This is a genomic window from Streptococcus oralis subsp. oralis, from assembly GCF_002096435.1.
GTDB lineage: Bacteria > Bacillota > Bacilli > Lactobacillales > Streptococcaceae > Streptococcus > Streptococcus oralis_AA.
Map to the genome: position 1 here is coordinate 33,244 of NZ_NCUI01000020.1, position 17,752 is coordinate 50,995.

Below are 17,752 nucleotides of genomic sequence, written 5' to 3' on the forward strand. Positions count from 1 at the left end.
AAATTTTCCAAGATTATACAAAAAAAGAGCCAATCGGCTCTTTTTACTTTATTCTCCTTCAAAGGCATCTTTAATATGGTCAAAGAAGCCTTTTTTCTTTGGATTGACTTTCAAGTCGCCTGCAGCTGCGAATTCTTTAAGCGCTGCTTTTTGGCGGTCGTTCAAACCTGTCGGAGTCACGACATTGACAGTAACGTATTGGTCACCAACAGCACCGCCACGAAGGCTCGGTGCTCCCTTGCCACGTAGACGGAATTTCTTGCCAGTCTGAGTTCCTTCTGGGATAACCAATTCAACATCTCCATGAACAGTTGGAATTTCTACAGTATCTCCAAGAGTAGCTTGGACAATATTAAGATTTAACTTGTAGAAAATAGTTGTTCCTTCACGTTCAAACTTATCGCTAGCTTCCACAGAAACTACTACATACAAGTCACCATAAGGTCCACCGTTAAAGCCTGCTTCACCTTGACCAGCTAGGCGGATTTGTTGGCCTGTTTCCACACCAGCAGGGATCTTCACATGTACGCTATGAGCTTGTTTTTCATGACCTGTTCCGTGACAAGTTGTACATGGATCTTTGATTTCTTTTCCACGACCATGACAGACATCACAGGTTACTTGACGGCGCATCATACCAAGAGGAGTCTGCGTATCAACGTTAATAACACCAGCACCATGACAGCGTCCACAAGTGACTGGACTTGTCCCTGGCTTAGCACCAGATCCATTACATGTACGACAGCTTGCTTCACGGTTGTACTTAACTTCCTTTTCTGTTCCGAAGATAGCTTCTTCAAAGGTCAAGTTCACACGGTACTGGAGATCATCCCCTTGACGAGGAGCGTTTGGATTGCGTGAAGCACCGCCTCCCCCGAAAAAACTTGAAAAGATATCTTCAAAACCACCGAAGCCACCTGCTCCGTCAAAGCCACCGAAACCACCGGCACCACCAAAGCCACCGTTAGCACCTGCAGCACCATATTGGTCGTAGGCCGCACGTTTTTGGTCGTCACTCAAAGTCTCATAGGCTTCTTGAACTTCCTTGTATTTTTCCTCAGCGCCAGGCTCCTTGTTGATATCTGGGTGATATTTTTTTGAAAGCTTACGATAAGCCTTTTTGATCTCGTCTGCCGAAGCGTTTTTTGACACCCCCAGACGATCATAAAATTCAGTATTGTTCATAATTCAAGATACTAAGAGCGAACAGAAAGCGACTGAAATTTAGGAAACCGACAAGAAATCCTGATTTCTTAAGAGGTTTATCTAATTTCCAAGCTTTCCGCTCGAGTTCAATTACGAACACCCTTATTCCTTTCTGTTAATATTGCGGAACGAAACCTCAATCTAGTTCGGGTTCAATTCCTTTCTTTCATATTGATGATAAAAACTCAAATAAATTGGGTTTAACCCCTTTTTATCGAAAAACAGAGGCTGGGTTGCAACCTCTGGATTTCTTCTTATCATTACGACATTCGAGTTTTAAAAATCAAACTAGTAATGCTAAATCGAGCACGCCCTAACCTCTTGGTGAAAAAGAGACGTAGCTGTTTTCGCTTTAGCGAACTACAGATATGGCTACCTTTAGGTGCAAATCTTCCTAGAAACTAAAGTTTCTGCGTCAGATTTCCTATTTTCACTGTGAGGTTTTAACGGGCTTTGCATCTTACTTCTCAGTAAACTCTCCGTCTACAACGTCATCGCCTGCGTTTCCTGTTGCTTGCGCGCCTTCTGCTCCTGCTTGAGCTTGTTGGGCTGCTGCGGCTTGTTCGTAGAGTTTAACCGCAAGGCCTTGAGCTTTTTCGTTCAATGCTTCAAGTTTTGCTTTCATATCGTCCAAGTTGTTGCCTTCTTGAGCTTTCTTAAGATCATCAAGGGCAGCTTGGGCAGCGTCACGTTCTGCGTCGAAACCTTTTCCTTCAGTTTCCTTGATAGTCTTTTCAGTTGCGAAGATAGCTTGGTCTACTTCGTTACGAAGGTCTACTTCTTCTTTACGTTTCTTATCTGCTTCAGCGTTTGCTTCTGCATCTTTCATCATGCGGTCGATTTCTTCATCAGTCAAACCTGAGTTTGATTGGATAACAATAGTTTGTTCTTTTTGAGTTCCAAGATCTTTAGCCTTAACAGACACGATACCGTTCTTGTCGATATCAAATGTTACTTCGATTTGAGGAATTCCACGAGGTGCAGCTGGGATATCTGTCAATTGGAAACGTCCAAGAGTCTTGTTATCTGCTGCCATTGGGCGTTCACCTTGAAGAACGTGGATATCAACTGCTGGTTGGTTGTCTGCTGCAGTTGAGAAGACTTGTGATTTAGATGTTGGAATTGTTGTGTTACGGTCGATGAGTTTTGTGAAGACACCACCCATTGTTTCGATACCAAGTGACAATGGTGTTACGTCAAGAAGGACAACGTCTTTGACATCACCAGTGATGACACCACCTTGGATCGCAGCACCCATAGCAACTACTTCGTCAGGATTTACTGATTTGTTTGGTTCTTTACCAGTTTCAGCCTTAACAGCTTCTACAACGGCTGGGATACGAGTTGAACCACCAACAAGGATCACTTCGTCGATTTCTGACAAGCTCAAACCTGCATCTGAAAGGGCTTGACGAACTGGAACTTTTGTACGTTCTACAAGATCACGAGTCAAATCGTCAAATTTAGCACGAGTCAAAGTCATTTCCAAGTGAAGAGGTCCAGCTTCACCAGCAGTGATAAATGGCAAGCTGATTTGAGTTGAAGTTACACCAGAAAGGTCTTTCTTAGCTTTTTCAGCTGCATCTTTCAAACGTTGCATTGCCATCTTGTCAGTAGACAAGTCAATACCGTTTTCTTTCTTGAATTCTGCTACCAAGTGGTCGATGATTTTTTGGTCAAAGTCGTCACCACCAAGTTTGTTGTCCCCTGCAGTTGACAATACGTCGAAGACACCGTCACCCAATTCAAGGATAGAAACGTCGAATGTACCACCACCAAGGTCAAATACCAAGATTTTTTCTTCTTTGTCGGTCTTGTCCAAACCGTAAGCAAGAGCGGCTGCAGTTGGTTCGTTGACGATACGTTCTACTTCAAGACCAGCGATTTTACCAGCGTCTTTTGTTGCTTGACGTTGAGCGTCGTTGAAGTAAGCAGGAACTGTGATGACTGCTTTAGTTACTTTTTCGCCAAGGTAGTCTTCAGCATAACCTTTCAAGTATTGAAGAATCATAGCTGAGATTTCTTGTGGAGTGTATTCTTTTCCGTTAGCAGAAACTTTTTCAGAAGTTCCCATTTTAGATTTGATAGAGATAACTGTATCTGGATTTGTAACTGCTTGACGTTTCGCAGCGTCACCAACGATGATTTCGCCGTTTTTGAATGAGACTACAGATGGAGTTGTACGGTTTCCTTCTGGGTTTGCGATGATTTTTGATTCAGTTCCTTCAAGAACTGCAACTGCTGAGTTTGTTGTACCTAAGTCAATACCGATAATTTTAGACATGTGTTTTTCTCCTTGTTAGTTAATTTTCTATTTTTCTTTTTGATACTCTTCTTAGGTGGCGGCGCCGTCAGAGCTTGACTCGTCAATCTCTTTGACTAAACTTTGAGCCTATGGTCTCAAAGTTTGCGCAAATAGCGCCACGGCGAAGAGTATCGTCTTTTGTTTACTTCGCTCACTATTGCAAAGCTGAACAATTTCTTATCTTTCTTCATAGTTTATTGTCGTTTCGGACAGGTTTTTATTTTTTAGGCGTCAATGTAATAACAATCACCACTTTATCCCACTCTAAAATTTTCTGTTTCAAAGTTCTATTTGGATAAGTTTTATGATTAATTTCATAAACACTGCCACCTTTTAGAATGATTTCATCCCATTGTTCAAGCCCTTCAAAATATTCCAGCCTTTTTTTCTCAGTTCGTTCAAGTTTAAAAACTGTTTTCTGACTTTGATAATTCCAATTGTTTTTTGAAGCTCGTTTTCTAGTTGTAAAAAGATTTTTTAAGAACCCCCAAAAGAGTCGTAAAACTGGATAAATAATCAATAACCATAATAACACTACAGCTATTAGAAGTATTACCGTTACTAGTCCATATTCCTTTACCAATTGGATTAATAAATTTATTATTTGTTCCATCTATCTCTCTCTAATTATACACTACCACCATGGCTGGGCGTAGGATGCGGTCATGGAGTTTATAGCCTTTTTGGAAGACTTGTGCGATGGTATCTGCTGGGTGTTCATCGTCTGCTGGGAGAGTTTGGATGGCCATGTGATAGTTATGGTCAAATCCGCCGTCAGCTGGAATTTCTTCAATCCCTTCTTCTTTTAAGGCATGTACCAAACTTTCTTGGACCATTTCCAAGCCCTTCTTCACATCATCTGTCAAACCTTCAACTGCAAGTGCACGTTCTAAGTTGTCGAGCGATGGTAAGATTGCTTTTGCCAGGTCTTGGCTACGATAACGTTGCAAGTTTTGACGTTCTTCATTGGCACGGCGTTGAATATTTTGCATTTCTGCATGAGCGCGAAGGTATTTGTTTTCGAACTCATCTGCACGTTCATTTGCCAAGTCCAACTCAGACTTCTCAGGAGTTGTTTCTTCAGTTGTTTCCACAACTTCCTCTTCTTTCATTTCTTCGTTTTTTTTATCTTGGGCCATTTTCGCCTCCTTTAATGATTTCAAAATTAATTTACTTCGTAATGATTACTGCTGAGGTAGCGATAAAAATCTGTCAACTTCATCGTCAAAACACGATTGACCACATTGACTTGGTTGACCAATTGCTGATAATCCAGATTGACCGGACCGATAATCGCTAGAATTCCAAAACCTCGATAAGGAATGAGAAATTTACTGCTAATCACCGCTAGGTCTGCTAGACAAGACTCTTGACTGTCCGCAACACGAACATTTTGCATCTGATCTTCATGCAGACTTTCACGAATCTCTAGGGCCACCTTTTGCGGTTGGTCAAAGAACTGATAGGCCGCTAGATTAGCAAAATTCAAGAGATTGACTTTGCCCGATACCACAATGTTTTCATTGAACATTTCTTTAAAAATGTGTTCAAAGAGATCCATGACATTGTCCGTTGTCGTAAAGTAACGCTGGATAATCTGCGGAATCTCCGTCCGAATCTTGTAGTGAATATCCAGAACGGTGTGACCGAGGAAACGTTCTTGAATCAAGGTCTTGAGGCGATTTAAATCTTCCTGCAAGAAGTTCCTTGGAATCAGAAATTGACTGGTAACCGTTCGGGACTCGTCTAGGGTAAATACTGCCAAGGCTGTATGTTGTCCCAAAACAACGATATCGAAGGCCGTCAACCGTTGCCTGCTCGGCTCAACATCCAGTGCTACTACCGTACAGCCACTCAGGTCCGTCAGTAGATTAGCAGCCTCTTGCAGAATATCCTCCAGTTTGAAGAATTCCTGATCAAAGGCTTTGACAATCTCGTATACCTCATTTTCAGCCAGTCGGTCAAAAGCCAGCGAGTGTTTCACATAGTACTGAAAACCAGCAATACTTGGCATCCGACCGCTTGAGGTATGAGCCTTCTCAAGCAAACCCTGCTTCTCTAAAGCCGCCATGTCATTACGAATGGTAGCACTACTAGAATTGATAGACTCTTGTAGCGCCTTGGATCCGACAGGTTCGTGCGTTTTGGTAAAGATGTCAATAATCAGATTTAAAATATCCTGCTGACGCTCTGTAACCATCTCATCACTCCTCTCTGTCCGATCGATTAGCACTCTATGTATCCAAGTGCTAACTCATGATTCTATTATACACCCTTAGAAGAGAATGTCAAGACAAAAACTCAAAAAATTAGCACTCTTTTACCAAGAGTGCTAAAAATCAGTCTGAAGACCTAGAATCTTACTTCTCATCTACTTGGTATTTCCTTTTAAGTCTGAAAAACCCGTAGATTAGATAAGAAATTAAATAAGTGTATAAAACGAAAATAATAAAGAAAGACTGAGACAAGTTTTCTCGATACAAACTCATGCAAACAACGAGACCACCTGAAAAAGTGGCTATACAGGAACGAAGTCTAGACTGCATAACTTCCCATCTAAGATCCTTACTCATATAGACTTTCTCCTCTGAAAGGATATCAGAAGTTGGTTTACGAAGAATTGAACAAAAACCTGTTTCTATCAATTCCCAACCGCTATTTCTAAAATCTTGTAGTTCATGCTTATACTTTTTAAGAAATCTAGAATCATAGATATGGTAGATGACATCGTCCGGTTGACATTGGTCAAAATAGAAAAAACCAAAACGACTAGTTCTATATCTCCAACCTTTCAAGTGCATCTCATGTAAATATTCTTCTTCCTTGTCCAAATCAACAATGGTGAAAATCCTAAATTGCTTTTTATTTATCATGACTTTCCCTCCAATTTGAGCATACCTACCTTATCATAAATCTGATAATTCCTTCTTTTTATGCCATAACTTCCAGCTAATATAGGCAACTATTAACAAAAGGATTAAAGACAAGAAAATATCTAGCCCGACCGCAAGAAAACTCCATAGACCATACGCATTACTTCTATTGAGCAATTTAAGTAAGAATGGTATATGTATGGCTAGCAAAAGTAAAACAGGTACTAGCCGCAGTCTTAAAATGCGATTAACCATAGCTAACTTCCCAGCAGCATCATTATAGATTTCAAACTCTGCATCCGATTCAATTTCAGAATGTGCTTTTCTAAAATAGGAAAAACTATTAAAGTCTGTAATATGCTCCCAACCACAATCTTTAAATAGTTGTAAATAGGAGGATCTCTCTGATTTTTCCATCGGGTAAAAATCCAACTGATAAGACACCTGCTCAGGCTGACACTTTTCAAAGGTATACTTGACTACAAACAATAAGATAGAATAGCTTACTTTCCTAAGTTTCCAGCCCTCAGCATGCATTTCTCTAAAGTATAGAGCCTCACTCTCATAATCCGCAATTGTAAAAATTCGGTAAACAATTTTCTTTTCCATCATCCTTCCTCCCGACTGTTTCTATAGAGCCGTTCAATACGTTTCAATTCAATCTCCAAAACCTTTCGTCCCAAATCTGTTATCTGATAGATTTTCCGTTTTTCCTCCTCTCGGACAAAGGAGATCAAGCCATCCTTTTCCATTTTTGACAAGGTTCCATACATAGTTCCAGGACTAATCAAAACTTGTGAATCTGTCATCTCCTTGACCTTTTGTGTAATACTATAACCATGACGTTCCTTTTGTAGACAGAACAAGATATAAAATCCTGTTTCCGTCATCGGAAGGTAAACACGACGAATCTTATCCGTCAATTCCATTTAACCCCACCTCCTATTTAATTCGATACATCGCACTTCGTTATATAAAATATATCACAGTTCGATATAAAATGCAAGAAAAAGAGAGAACGATTTCTCGTTCTCTCTTCTTAGACTTTGGAATTAAGAAGTCAATTTCTTATGTATTAAGAATGACTTAATCTTTCTTGCGAAGGATAAAAGCGGCTAGGCTTGCAAAGGCAAGACCGATGATTGAAAGAAGACCAGATACTGCTGAGCCTGTGTTTGGTAACAAGGCCTTAGTTTGACTACTTCCTTCTTCTGGTTTGCTATTATTTCCAGAATCTTTATTTGTTGCCGGGGTAAATTCCCAAGTACCGACGAAGTGGGCATCCGCTCCATTGATGGTTTCTGATGCCTTGTCATAAGACTTAAAGCTCCATGTACCTTCTGCTGTCTTAACTTCTGTTTGACTTGGTTGCGTCGGAGTCGCTTGGCTACCATCTTTCAAGTCTGTTTGATCTGATGGAAGCAAGGTTTTCACTTCTTGTGGAAGCTCTTTACCTGGAGTTCCGCTGACAAACTCATGAACTGCTTTATGAGTCACTGTTGGTGCTGGGCTCGCCGTAAATTCCCATGTCCCTACAAACTTAACATCTGAACCGTTGACGGTCTCTGAAGTCTTGTCGTATGACTTGAAGCTCCATGTACCTTCTGCCGTCTTCACTTCTGTTTGACTTGGTTGCGTTGGCGTTACTTTGCTGCCATCTTTCAAGTTTGTTTGGTCTGCTGGAAGCAAGGCTTTCACTTCTTGTGGAAGTTCTTTACCTGGAGTTCCGCTAACAAACTCGTGAACTGCTTTATGAGTCACTGTTGGAACTGGAGTTGCTGTAAATTCCCATGTACCTATAAACTTAACATCTGCTCCATTAATGGTTTCCGATGTCTTATCGTAGGACTTGAAGCTCCATGTGCCTTCTGCTGTCTTCACTTCTGTTTGACTTGGTTTCGTTGGCGTTGCTTGGCTGCCATCTTTCAAGTTTGTTTGGTCTGCTGGAAGCAAGGCTTTCACTTCTTGTGGAAGTTCTTTACCTGGAGTTCCGCTGACAAACTCGTGAACTGCTTTATGAGTCACTGTTGGAACTGGAGTTGCTGTAAATTCCCATGTACCTATAAACTTAACATCTGATCCATTAATTGTTTCAGATGTCTTGTCATAAGACTTGAAGCTCCATGTGCCTTCTGCTGTCTTAACCTCTGTTTGACTTGGTTGCGTTGGAGTTACTTGGTTGCCATCTTTCAAGTCTGTTTGGTCTGCTGGAAGCAGAGTTTTTACTTCTTGTGGAAGTTCTTTTCCTGGAGTTCCGCTGACAAACTCGTGAACTGCTTTATGAGTCACTGTTGGTGCTGGGCTCGCTGTAAATTCCCATGTTCCTACAAACTTAACATCTGAACCGTTGACAGTCTCTGAAGTCTTGTCGTAGGACTTGAAGCTCCATGTGCCTTCTGCTGTCTTCACTTCTGTTTGACTTGGTTGGGTCGGAGTCGCTTGACTACCGTCTTTCAAGTCTGTTTGGTCTGACGGAAGCAAGGCTTTTACTTCTTGTGGAATATCTTTTCCTGGAGTTCCGCTGACAAATTCATGTGTTGCCTTGTAAGTTGGTGCTGGGGTAAATTCCCAAGTACCGACGAAGTGGGCATCCGCTCCATTGATGGTTTCTGATGACTTGTCATAGGACTTGAAGCTCCATGTGCCTTCTGCTGTCTTCACTTCTGTTTGACTTGGTTGTGTCGGAGTCGCTTGACTACCGTCTTTCAAGTTTGTTTGGTCTGCTGGAAGCAAGGTTTTTACTTCTTGTGGAAGCTCTTTTCCTGGAGTTCCACTGACAAACTCGTGTGTCGCCTTGTAGGTTGGCGCTGGGGTGAATTCCCATGTGCCTACAAACTTAACATCTGCTCCATTAATAGTTTCAGAAGTCTTATCGTAGGACTTGAAGCTCCATGTACCTTCTGATGTCTTCACTTCTGTTTGACTTGGTTGCGTTGGCGTTGCTTGACTGCCATCTTTCAAGTTTGTTTGGTCTGCTGGAAGCAAGGCTTTCACTTCTTGTGGAAGTTCTTTACCTGGGGTTCCGCTGACAAATTCGTGTGTTGCCTTGTAGGTTGGCGCTGGGGTGAATTCCCAGGCTCCTACGAAGTGTGCGTCTGCTCCATTGATGGTTTCCGATGTCTTATTGTAGGACTTGAAGCTCCAAGTGCCTTCCGTGGTCTTAACCTCTGTTTGACTTGGTTGCATTGGCGTTGCTTGGCTACCATCTTTCAAGTCTGTTTGGTCTGCTGGAAGTAGGGTTTTCACTTCTTGTGGAAGCTCTTTGCCCGGGGTTCCACTGACAAACTCGTGCGTCGCCTTGTAAGTTGGCGCTGAAGTGAATTCCCAGGCTCCTACAAAGTGTGCGTCTGCTCCATTGATGGTTTCAGATGTCTTGTCATAGGACTTGAAGCTCCATGTACCTTCCGCGGTCTTAACTTCTGTTTGACTTGGTTGCGTTGGCGTTGCTTGGCTACCATCTTTCAAGTCTGTTTGGTCTGCTGGAAGTAGGGTTTTCACTTCTTGTGGAAGCTCTTTGCCCGGGGTTCCACTGACAAACTCGTGCGTCGCCTTGTAAGTTGGCGCTGGAGTGAATTCCCAGGCTCCTACAAAGTGTGCGTCTGCTCCATTGATGGTTTCAGATGTCTTGTCATAGGACTTGAAGCTCCATGTACCTTCCGCGGTCTTAACCTCTGTTTGACTTGGTTGCGTTGGCGTTGCTTGACTGCCATCTCTCAAGTCTGTTTGGTCTGCTGGAAGTAGGGCTTTTATTTCTTGTGGAAGTTCTTTACCTGGAGTTCCGCTGACAAACTCATGTGTTGCCTTGTAGGTTGGCGCTGGGGTGAATTCCCAAGTACCTACGAAGTGTGCGTCTGCTCCATTGATGGTTTCAGATGTCTTGTTGTAGGACTTGAAGCTCCATGTGCCTTCAGTTGTCTTAACTTCCGTTTGACTTGGTTGTGTTGGCGTTACTTGACTGCCATTAGGTAAATTCTTTTCTGTTGCTGGAAGCAAGTCTTTCACTTCTTGTGGCAACTCTTTACCTGGAGTTCCACTGACAAATTCATGGTGTTTTTCGTAAAGAAGAGCAGTGCTCACCTGATTAGAAGGAGCTGATAAGTTATCAACATGCAAGGTTACAGTATTGTTAATTTTTTCAGGTCCTTTTTCTTCCACTTTTTTGTTGGTAGCTGTTTTATAAGTGATAATAATCTCAGCAGCAGAATTTGATTTTATGTATTCAGGTGTCATTTTAACAGTAACTGTTTGACCTGACTTCTCGATCGTATAGTCACGTCCTTCTTGCAGAGTCACTCCACCTGATTCAACTTTAAGTTCTTTATAGTCCAAGCGATCATCAAAATTTTGAACCATTTCAATAGATGATGGAGCTGCTAAAAGGTCTTTACCTGGAACCGGAACTTTAAAAGTAGCCTTATAAGTTACATCCTGCCCCTCTTTAGCTGGAATCTCAGTTGGTTCCACCTCGAGAACTGGACTTGGGTCAAGCTTTTCAACATACAATCCAAATACAGCAGAACAGGTTTCCGTAGATGAATAACCAAAATTCATGCTGTTACTATTTGAACGAAGCGCTAAACCTGAAACATTGTTTTCATAGTAACTACCTCCCGTTATTTGAGTGGCAATCCATGAAGTACGGTCACTTGTTTCTTCCTGTTGCAAGACATTGGCATTGTTCATTAATCGAAGGTTCACATCATTCTTATAGTTTTTTACATAGAAAGTTTCCTTCAAATTGTTTGCATCAATTGCATCAATATCTGTTGGTTTCATGACCAATTTCAAGTCTGTTTCTGTTCCATCAGCATAACGAATTTCTGCTGTAACATCAGCATCAATCCAAAACGCTTTATTCATGATGTAGTCATGATTCGCATCCACATAAGGAACATTCCCAATTTCGAAAGCACTACTTTCCCATAATTCAGAAATTGAGAAAAATTCGACAGTAGATTTTTGAGCACTATTCATTTCAGACTCTGCTTGAGCAGTATTTAGATAGTGAAGAGTTACCTTATTAAATTTTAAATAAGCATCTACTTGCTTACCGTGAACGTTACCAATATTTGTGAATTTTAGAGATAAAGGATTTTCAAAAACTTGATCTTGCTTTTTACTTTTATCTACTTTGAGAGTAAAGTTTTCCATCTCACCTGGATAAGCACCCCCACTTAGATATTCATAATGAGGATTCGATAGATGAAACTGATCAACAGACTGTGATTTAGATAAAACACTAGCATTGTTAATATTTAAATTAAACTTACGAATATCCAAGGTAGAGATATCCGTTCCATTTTTAATCTCTTCTAATGCAGCATAAGACTGAACCGGAAGAAGAAAAATAGAAAAAAGTAAAACGACCAGGCCGATATAAGCCTTTGTTTTTCTACCTAAATTAGTAGAAAACGGCACTTTCATGCCTCTTCTCCATTTCATAATGTACCTCCAAACTAAAAATGATTTGTATACAATCATTTTAAAAAGAAATGTTCACCTCATTCTAACACAAAAAGGGGGCAATTAAAAGTAGATTATAGATAAAAATTTATTATTTTGTATTTCCAGACTGTCAATTTTCGGTGAGAATAATTAAAATATCAAAATTTCAGAACAGGCATTTACACTATGTAAATAGCCGTTTTATTGTTGAACCTATTATCACTCCATGAGTTTCATAACGTACTCAAGCTATACATAAACATTAATATATTTAATTTTTTATAAAAAAGAACCCAAGAATAAATTCTGGGTTCTTTTTAGTATTTCTGGTACAAAAGATGCTTTTGTACATTAGAGAGCCTTAGTCTTTCTTACGAACGACAAAGCCGACTAGACCGGCGATAAATAAACCAATCATTGAAAGAAGACTGGTAGAAGCTGTACCTGTGCTTGGTAGCACTTTCTTATCTTGGCTTGCAGTTTCTTCTTTCTTAGTGTTTTCAGCTCGGTTCCCTGTTGTTGCAGTATCTTTCTTAGTTCCAACTTCGACAATCTCATCTACTGCTGGAGTAGTGATTGTGTTTGATTTCTCAACACGACCTGTTTCAACGCCATCTGTGTAAGTCACTGTATAAACAATGGTGCGAACACCCTTCTTACCAGCAACTTTCACTTGACGTCTTCCTTCTGGAAGGTCTGCGTTCTGCACTTCTTTGACTTGGAAGGCAACATCTTCTGTCTTGGTCTCTTCCTTAGTCGTTACAACTGCTGCTTTCTTAGTTCCAACTTCAACAATCTCATCTACTGCTGGAGTGGTGATTGTGTTTGATTTCACTTCGCGACCTGTTTCAACGCCGTCTGTGTAAGTCACTGTATAAACAATGGTGCGGACACCCTTCTTACCAGCAGCTTTCACTTGACGACTTCCTTCTGGAAGGTCTGCGTTCTGCACTTCTTTGACTTGGAAGGCAACATCTTCTGTCTTGGTCTCTTCCTTAGTCGTTACAACTGGGGCTACTACTTTCTTAGTTCCAACTTCGACAACTTCGTCTACTGCTGGAGTGGTGATTGTGTTTGATTTCTCAACTCGACCTGTTTCAACGCCGTCTGTGTAAGTGACTGTGTAAACAATGGTACGAACACCTTTTTGGCCAGCTGTTTTCACTCGGCGAGTTCCTTCTGGAAGATCTGGATTTGTTACTTCCTTAGTTTGGAAAGCAACTTCTTCTGTCTTGGTCTCTTCCTTAGTCGTTACAACTGGGGCTACTACTTTCTTAGTTCCAACTTCGACAACTTCGTCTACTGCTGGAGTAGTGATTGTGTTTGATTTCTCAACACGACCTGTTTCAACACCATCTCTGTAAGTCACTGTTTCAACAATGGTACGAAGACCCTTTTGACCAGCTGTCTTCACTCGGCGAACACCTTCAGCTAAGAGTGCATTTTCAACCTCACGAGTCTGGAAGGCCACTTCTTCAGTTTTGGTTACTTCCTTAGTCGTTACAACTGCTTTTGAACCGGTATAAGTAATCTTGTTTTTGGCTGCTTTCTTGGTCTTGCGTGAAACTTCTTTACGAGATTTTTCAACACCATCCACTTTTGTCACTTCATAAGTGACTTCATCGATACCTTCTTCACCTTCTTCAACACGCGTTTGACCTTTATCCAGTGCTGGGTCTACTTTCGTTTCTTCTTTGAAAGCAACTTTTTCCTCTACAGTCACTGTTTCTTTGGTTTCTACACCTGTTTTCTTAGTTCCAACTTCGATGATTTCTTCTACTGGTTCTTTGGTAACTTTCTCGCTTTTCTTAGTACGAGCCGTTTCTTTACCATCTGTCAGTGTGATATCCCAAGTAATGGTCTTAGTACCTTTAACACCCGCTTGTTTCACGTTGCGAGTACCTTCTGCAAGATCGGCATTGTTTTCGGTACGAGATGCATAAGGAATCTCTTCTGTTGTAGTGATTTCTTGATGCTCAACTTTTGGTTCCGCTGGTTGTTCCGTCTTACCGGCCAACAAAGCTTCAACCTTGGCTTTCAACTCATTGTAGCGAGCTTCATATGCCACAAAACCTTTTTGACCTTCTGGACTCTTCATTGCCTTCTTTGCGATAGGAAGGTAGTCAGTAGCTTCCGCCAAGCTATCTTCTAATCCAGCTTTGTTGTCTTCATCATTAGGATTAGCTTTATAGTCAGCAATGAAAGCCTCTACATTATCAAGCATTCTTTTGAATTTAAGCGCAATGTTTCGCTCTGCTCCATCTGGAATTTCTTCATCTTCCGCCGGTGTTTCTTCTGCATGCACTGTTGGAATTTGATATAAATCTGGAGCTACATGATACGTTGCTACTCCAAGAGCGTTTAAAGCAAGTATTGAAATCCCTAACTTTAATAATTTTTTTCTACTCATTCTTTTTCCCTTAATTCATTTAATATATAGTAAGGAAGAGAGGAAATATTTCTACTCTCCTCTTACTATATGATACTAACGTTCAGCTTTACGCTTCCAAACTAGAAGTCCAGCAAGTCCTAGAGCTAGGGCAGCAAGTACTCCAAAGATTGAAGATGCTTCAGAACCTGTATTTGGCAATGTTTTCTTAGGTTCTGCAGGAGGAACGGTTCCACCTGGTGGCGGAGTTTGTGGTTTTTCTGGTGTTGGTGGTGTTGGTGGGAACACCACAACTTTGTTGGTAGGCTTTGGATTTGGATTATGGTTAAAGCTTACTTTAGCTGTATTTGGTACACCAGCAGCGAATTGTGTAAAATCTGTTCCTTCTTTGAAGTTAGTGTAAAGTACAAGACGTACAGTACTTCCCTTCAAGGCTTCAAGAACATCCTTGTCGCTGATTTCAAGAGTCACAAGATTTTCAGTTTCATCGTAAGTAACAGTAGCAATTGCTTCCAATTCTTTACCTACTAATTCACCACGATCATTTGAAAACTTACTCAATTTATCAATAGCTGCTTGAAGCTTAGTTTGAGCTTCTTTTAGTTTCTTGATTTCATTTTCAAGTTTCTCTTGTTGTTGTTTCTTATCAGCTGGTGCTAATTCTGCTTCTTTCTCTGCTGGTGCTTGAAGTTTAGCCAAGTTTTCTTCAGCTGCTTTCAACTCTGCTTCCAAGCTTGCAAGATCTTGACTTGGCTCGCTAGTTGCAGGTTTCTTATCTTCTGTTGCAGAAAAATCAGATATAGCTGGAGTTGTTTCTTCAGTAGCTGTTGCTGGAGTAGCTGGTGTTGTAGTTTCAGCTGGTTTAGCTGGTTGTGCTGCCTTAGCTGCTTCCAACTTCGCTTTCAATTCAGCTACTTTCGCTTCCGCCGCTTTCAAATCTTCCTTCTTGTTAGCCTCTGTTGAAGTCTCATCAGTTGACTTACCTGTCAAAGCTTTGAGTTCTTTCTCAGACTGTTCAAGTTGAGCTTGAAGAGCTGCTTTGATCTTGTCAAACTGAGCATTTTCAACTTTAAGAGCGATACGGTCTTTGTTGACTTTCAAGACTGAATCGATTTTATCCGTGATCGTAAAGCTAGTCAAGTCTGTCTTGATAAGACGACCATATTGATCCTTCTTAGCATTTCCGTTTTCATCTACTGGATCTGTTGGGATCGGTGTAGTGATATCGAATCGGAAGGTATCTAAAGCGTTTGGCAAGTGGTATTCTTTATCAGGTTTAGATCCATCTTCTGGCCCAACAGACTTAGCTGGTTCACCTGGTGTTGGATCTGTTGGTTTTTCTGGGTCACGCGGTTTCACCGTTACCGGTTTTGATTCCTTGCTGCCAGATTGACTATTGGCATCCTTGAAGTTAACACTTGCTTTGTTTGGTACCAATTGATCCTTATAAGGAGTCAAATCGCTATGCGCTTTGAGTTTAGCTGGGATGTACAATTGAATCTCTTTGAAGCCTTTTAGTCGAGCGAAATCTTTCACTTTTACAGTGACAGTGTTTCCTTCAACACTTGTTTCAAGAGCTCCATTTGCATCACGACCGTCCACATAGGCTACTGGCGTATCAGCGATTGCCAAAACAGATTCAAGTGTATCCGTTACGATAAACTCTTTGTACTTATCAATATCTTTTGGTAAAGCTGTATTGACATTGTACATGTAAGGTGAATCGTATTCAACATCCAAGTGGTCCAAGGTACGGTTGATTTTCTTCGTAATTTCTGGTTCTGGTTCTTTTGGAACGATAACCGGAACTTTATTCGAATCTTTGTGTAGCCCTGGTCTATTTGGAATGTTTGCATCATAAGAAGCCGTATTTGGAACAGTGAATCCACGATCTGTTAGATATGGAGTCAAATCAGCTCCCGCTTTAATCTTAGCAGTGAAGCTCAATTCAACAGCTTGACCGCCATTGGCTTTCACTTGTTCCTCGGTAAGGGTCAAGGTAATGGTTTGTCCTTCTACCTTGATTTGACTTGCATCAAGAGCTTGACCATTCAAGGTCGCACTTGATTTACCTGCGAACTCAAGAACATCTTCGATCTTATCGGTTACGCTGAAGGCTGTCGCATCTTGCGCTACACTTGTTTTCACATTGTATGTGAAGACTTGGTCACGTTTGTCAAGAGTTTCAGCTTCTTTGCCGTTCACATCTTTCTTGATTTCTGGCTCTTCTGGTGTTGGTGGCGTTACTGGAACTTCATTAGAGTCTTTCGTAAAGCCTGGTTTGTTTGGAAGATCTGCCTTGTAAGCTGCCTTGTTAGGAACTTTCACAGTCTTATCTTCTGATAGGTAAGCAGACAAGTTTGCGCCGGCTTTGATCTTCGCGTCGAATGTTAATTCAACGGCTTGACCGCCATTGGCTTTCACTTGGTCCTCTGTAAGGGTCAAGGTAATGGTTTGTCCTTCTACCTTGATTTGGCTTGCATCAAGAGCTTGACCATTCAATTTAGCACTTGAAGTTCCTGCGAATTCAAGAACGTCTACTAGTGTATCTGTGACTGAGAAGGCTGTCGCATCTTGCGCTACACTTGTTTTCACGTTGTATGTGAAGACTTCATCACGTTTCGCAAGTGTTGCAGCTTCTTTGCCGTTCACATCTTTCTTGATCTCTGGCTCTTCTGGTGTTGGTGGCGTTACTGGGACTTCGTTAGAGTCTTTCGTAAAGCCTGGTTTGTTTGGAAGATCTGCCTTGTAAGCTGCCTTGTTAGGAACTTTCACAGTCTTATCTTCTGATAGGTAAGCAGACAAGTTTGCGCCAGCTTTGATCTTCGCGTCGAATGTTAATTCAACAGCTTGACCGCCATTGGCTTTCACTTGTTCCTCGGTAAGGGTCAAGGTAATGGTTTGTCCTTCTACCTTGATTTGGCTTGCTTCAAGAGCTTGACCATTCAATTTAGCACTTGAAGTTCCTGCGAATTCAAGAACGTCTACTAGTGTATCTGTGACTGAGAAGGCTGTCGCATCTTGCGCTACACTTGTTTTCACGTTGTATGTGAAGACTTCATCACGTTTCGCAAGTGTTGCAGATTCTTTGCCGTTCACATCTTTCTTGATCTCTGGCTCTTCTGGTGTTGGTGGCGTTACTGGAACTTCGTTAGAGTCTTTCGTAAAGCCTGGTTTGTTTGGTAGATCTGCCTTGTAAGCTGCCTTGTTAGGAACTTTCACAGTCTTATCTTCTGATAGGTAAGCAGACAAGTTCGCGCCGGCTTTGATCTTCGCGTCGAATGTTAATTCAACTGCTTGACCGCCATTGGCTTTCACTTGGTCTTCTGTAAGCGTCAAGGTAATCGTTTGACCTTCTACCTTGATTTGACTTGCTTCAAGAGCTTGACCATTCAATTTAGCACTTGAAGTTCCTGCGAATTCAAGAACGTCCACTAGGGTATCTGTGACTGAGAAGGCTGTCGCATCTTGCGCTACACTTGTTTTCACATTATAAGTGAAGACTTCATCACGTTTCGCAAGTGTTGCAGTTTT

The 17,752-nt window shown here is 41.3% G+C and carries 11 protein-coding genes; all 11 read right to left on the bottom strand.

Annotation, left to right across the window (positions count from 1 at the left end):
- Positions 1 to 48: 48 nt before the first annotated feature.
- Entirely contained in the window at positions 49 to 1,185 is a 1,137-nt protein-coding gene (gene dnaJ, locus B7723_RS00610; protein ID WP_001066315.1) for a molecular chaperone DnaJ, read from the bottom strand.
- A gap of 481 nt (positions 1,186 to 1,666) precedes the next feature.
- Positions 1,667 to 3,490 carry a molecular chaperone DnaK gene (gene dnaK, locus B7723_RS00615; RefSeq protein ID WP_084848898.1) on the bottom strand — a complete coding sequence of 608 codons (1,824 nt, stop codon included), beginning with the start codon at positions 3,488 to 3,490 and terminating at the stop codon, positions 1,667 to 1,669.
- 238 nt (positions 3,491 to 3,728) lie between these two features.
- Positions 3,729 to 4,124 (bottom strand): hypothetical protein, encoded by a 396-nt coding sequence (locus tag B7723_RS00620; RefSeq protein ID WP_084848897.1) that lies wholly within the window; start codon positions 4,122 to 4,124, stop codon positions 3,729 to 3,731.
- Positions 4,125 to 4,134: 10 nt separating this feature from the next.
- Positions 4,135 to 4,650, bottom strand: a complete 516-nt coding sequence (grpE, locus tag B7723_RS00625) for a nucleotide exchange factor GrpE (protein WP_084848896.1) — start codon at positions 4,648 to 4,650, stop codon at positions 4,135 to 4,137.
- A gap of 26 nt (positions 4,651 to 4,676) precedes the next feature.
- Positions 4,677 to 5,711, bottom strand: coding sequence for a heat-inducible transcriptional repressor HrcA (gene hrcA, locus B7723_RS00630; RefSeq protein ID WP_084848895.1), 1,035 nt, complete (start codon positions 5,709 to 5,711; stop codon positions 4,677 to 4,679).
- A gap of 160 nt (positions 5,712 to 5,871) precedes the next feature.
- The gene (locus B7723_RS00635; RefSeq protein WP_084848894.1) at positions 5,872 to 6,384 is read right to left on the bottom strand and encodes a DUF2812 domain-containing protein; all 513 of its coding nucleotides are present in this window, start codon (positions 6,382 to 6,384) and stop codon (positions 5,872 to 5,874) included.
- A 33-nt stretch (positions 6,385 to 6,417) separates the two neighbouring features.
- Entirely contained in the window at positions 6,418 to 6,993 is a 576-nt protein-coding gene (locus B7723_RS00640; RefSeq protein ID WP_084848893.1) for a DUF2812 domain-containing protein, read from the bottom strand.
- A complete protein-coding gene (locus B7723_RS00645) occupies positions 6,993 to 7,313 on the bottom strand; it encodes a PadR family transcriptional regulator (RefSeq protein ID WP_084848892.1) in 321 nt (106 codons plus the stop codon). Before B7723_RS00645 ends, B7723_RS00640 begins: the two co-directional genes overlap by 1 nt.
- Positions 7,314 to 7,470: 157 nt before the next feature.
- Positions 7,471 to 11,826 (bottom strand): LPXTG-anchored SHIRT domain periscope protein, encoded by a 4,356-nt coding sequence (locus B7723_RS00650; RefSeq protein WP_084943930.1) that lies wholly within the window; start codon positions 11,824 to 11,826, stop codon positions 7,471 to 7,473.
- A gap of 364 nt (positions 11,827 to 12,190) precedes the next feature.
- Positions 12,191 to 14,239, bottom strand: a complete 2,049-nt coding sequence (locus B7723_RS00655) for a G5 domain-containing protein (RefSeq protein ID WP_084943931.1) — start codon at positions 14,237 to 14,239, stop codon at positions 12,191 to 12,193.
- A 75-nt stretch (positions 14,240 to 14,314) separates the two neighbouring features.
- Positions 14,315 to 17,752: isopeptide-forming domain-containing fimbrial protein (locus B7723_RS00660; protein WP_142358076.1), on the bottom strand; the 3,438-nt coding region annotated here is incomplete at its 5' end.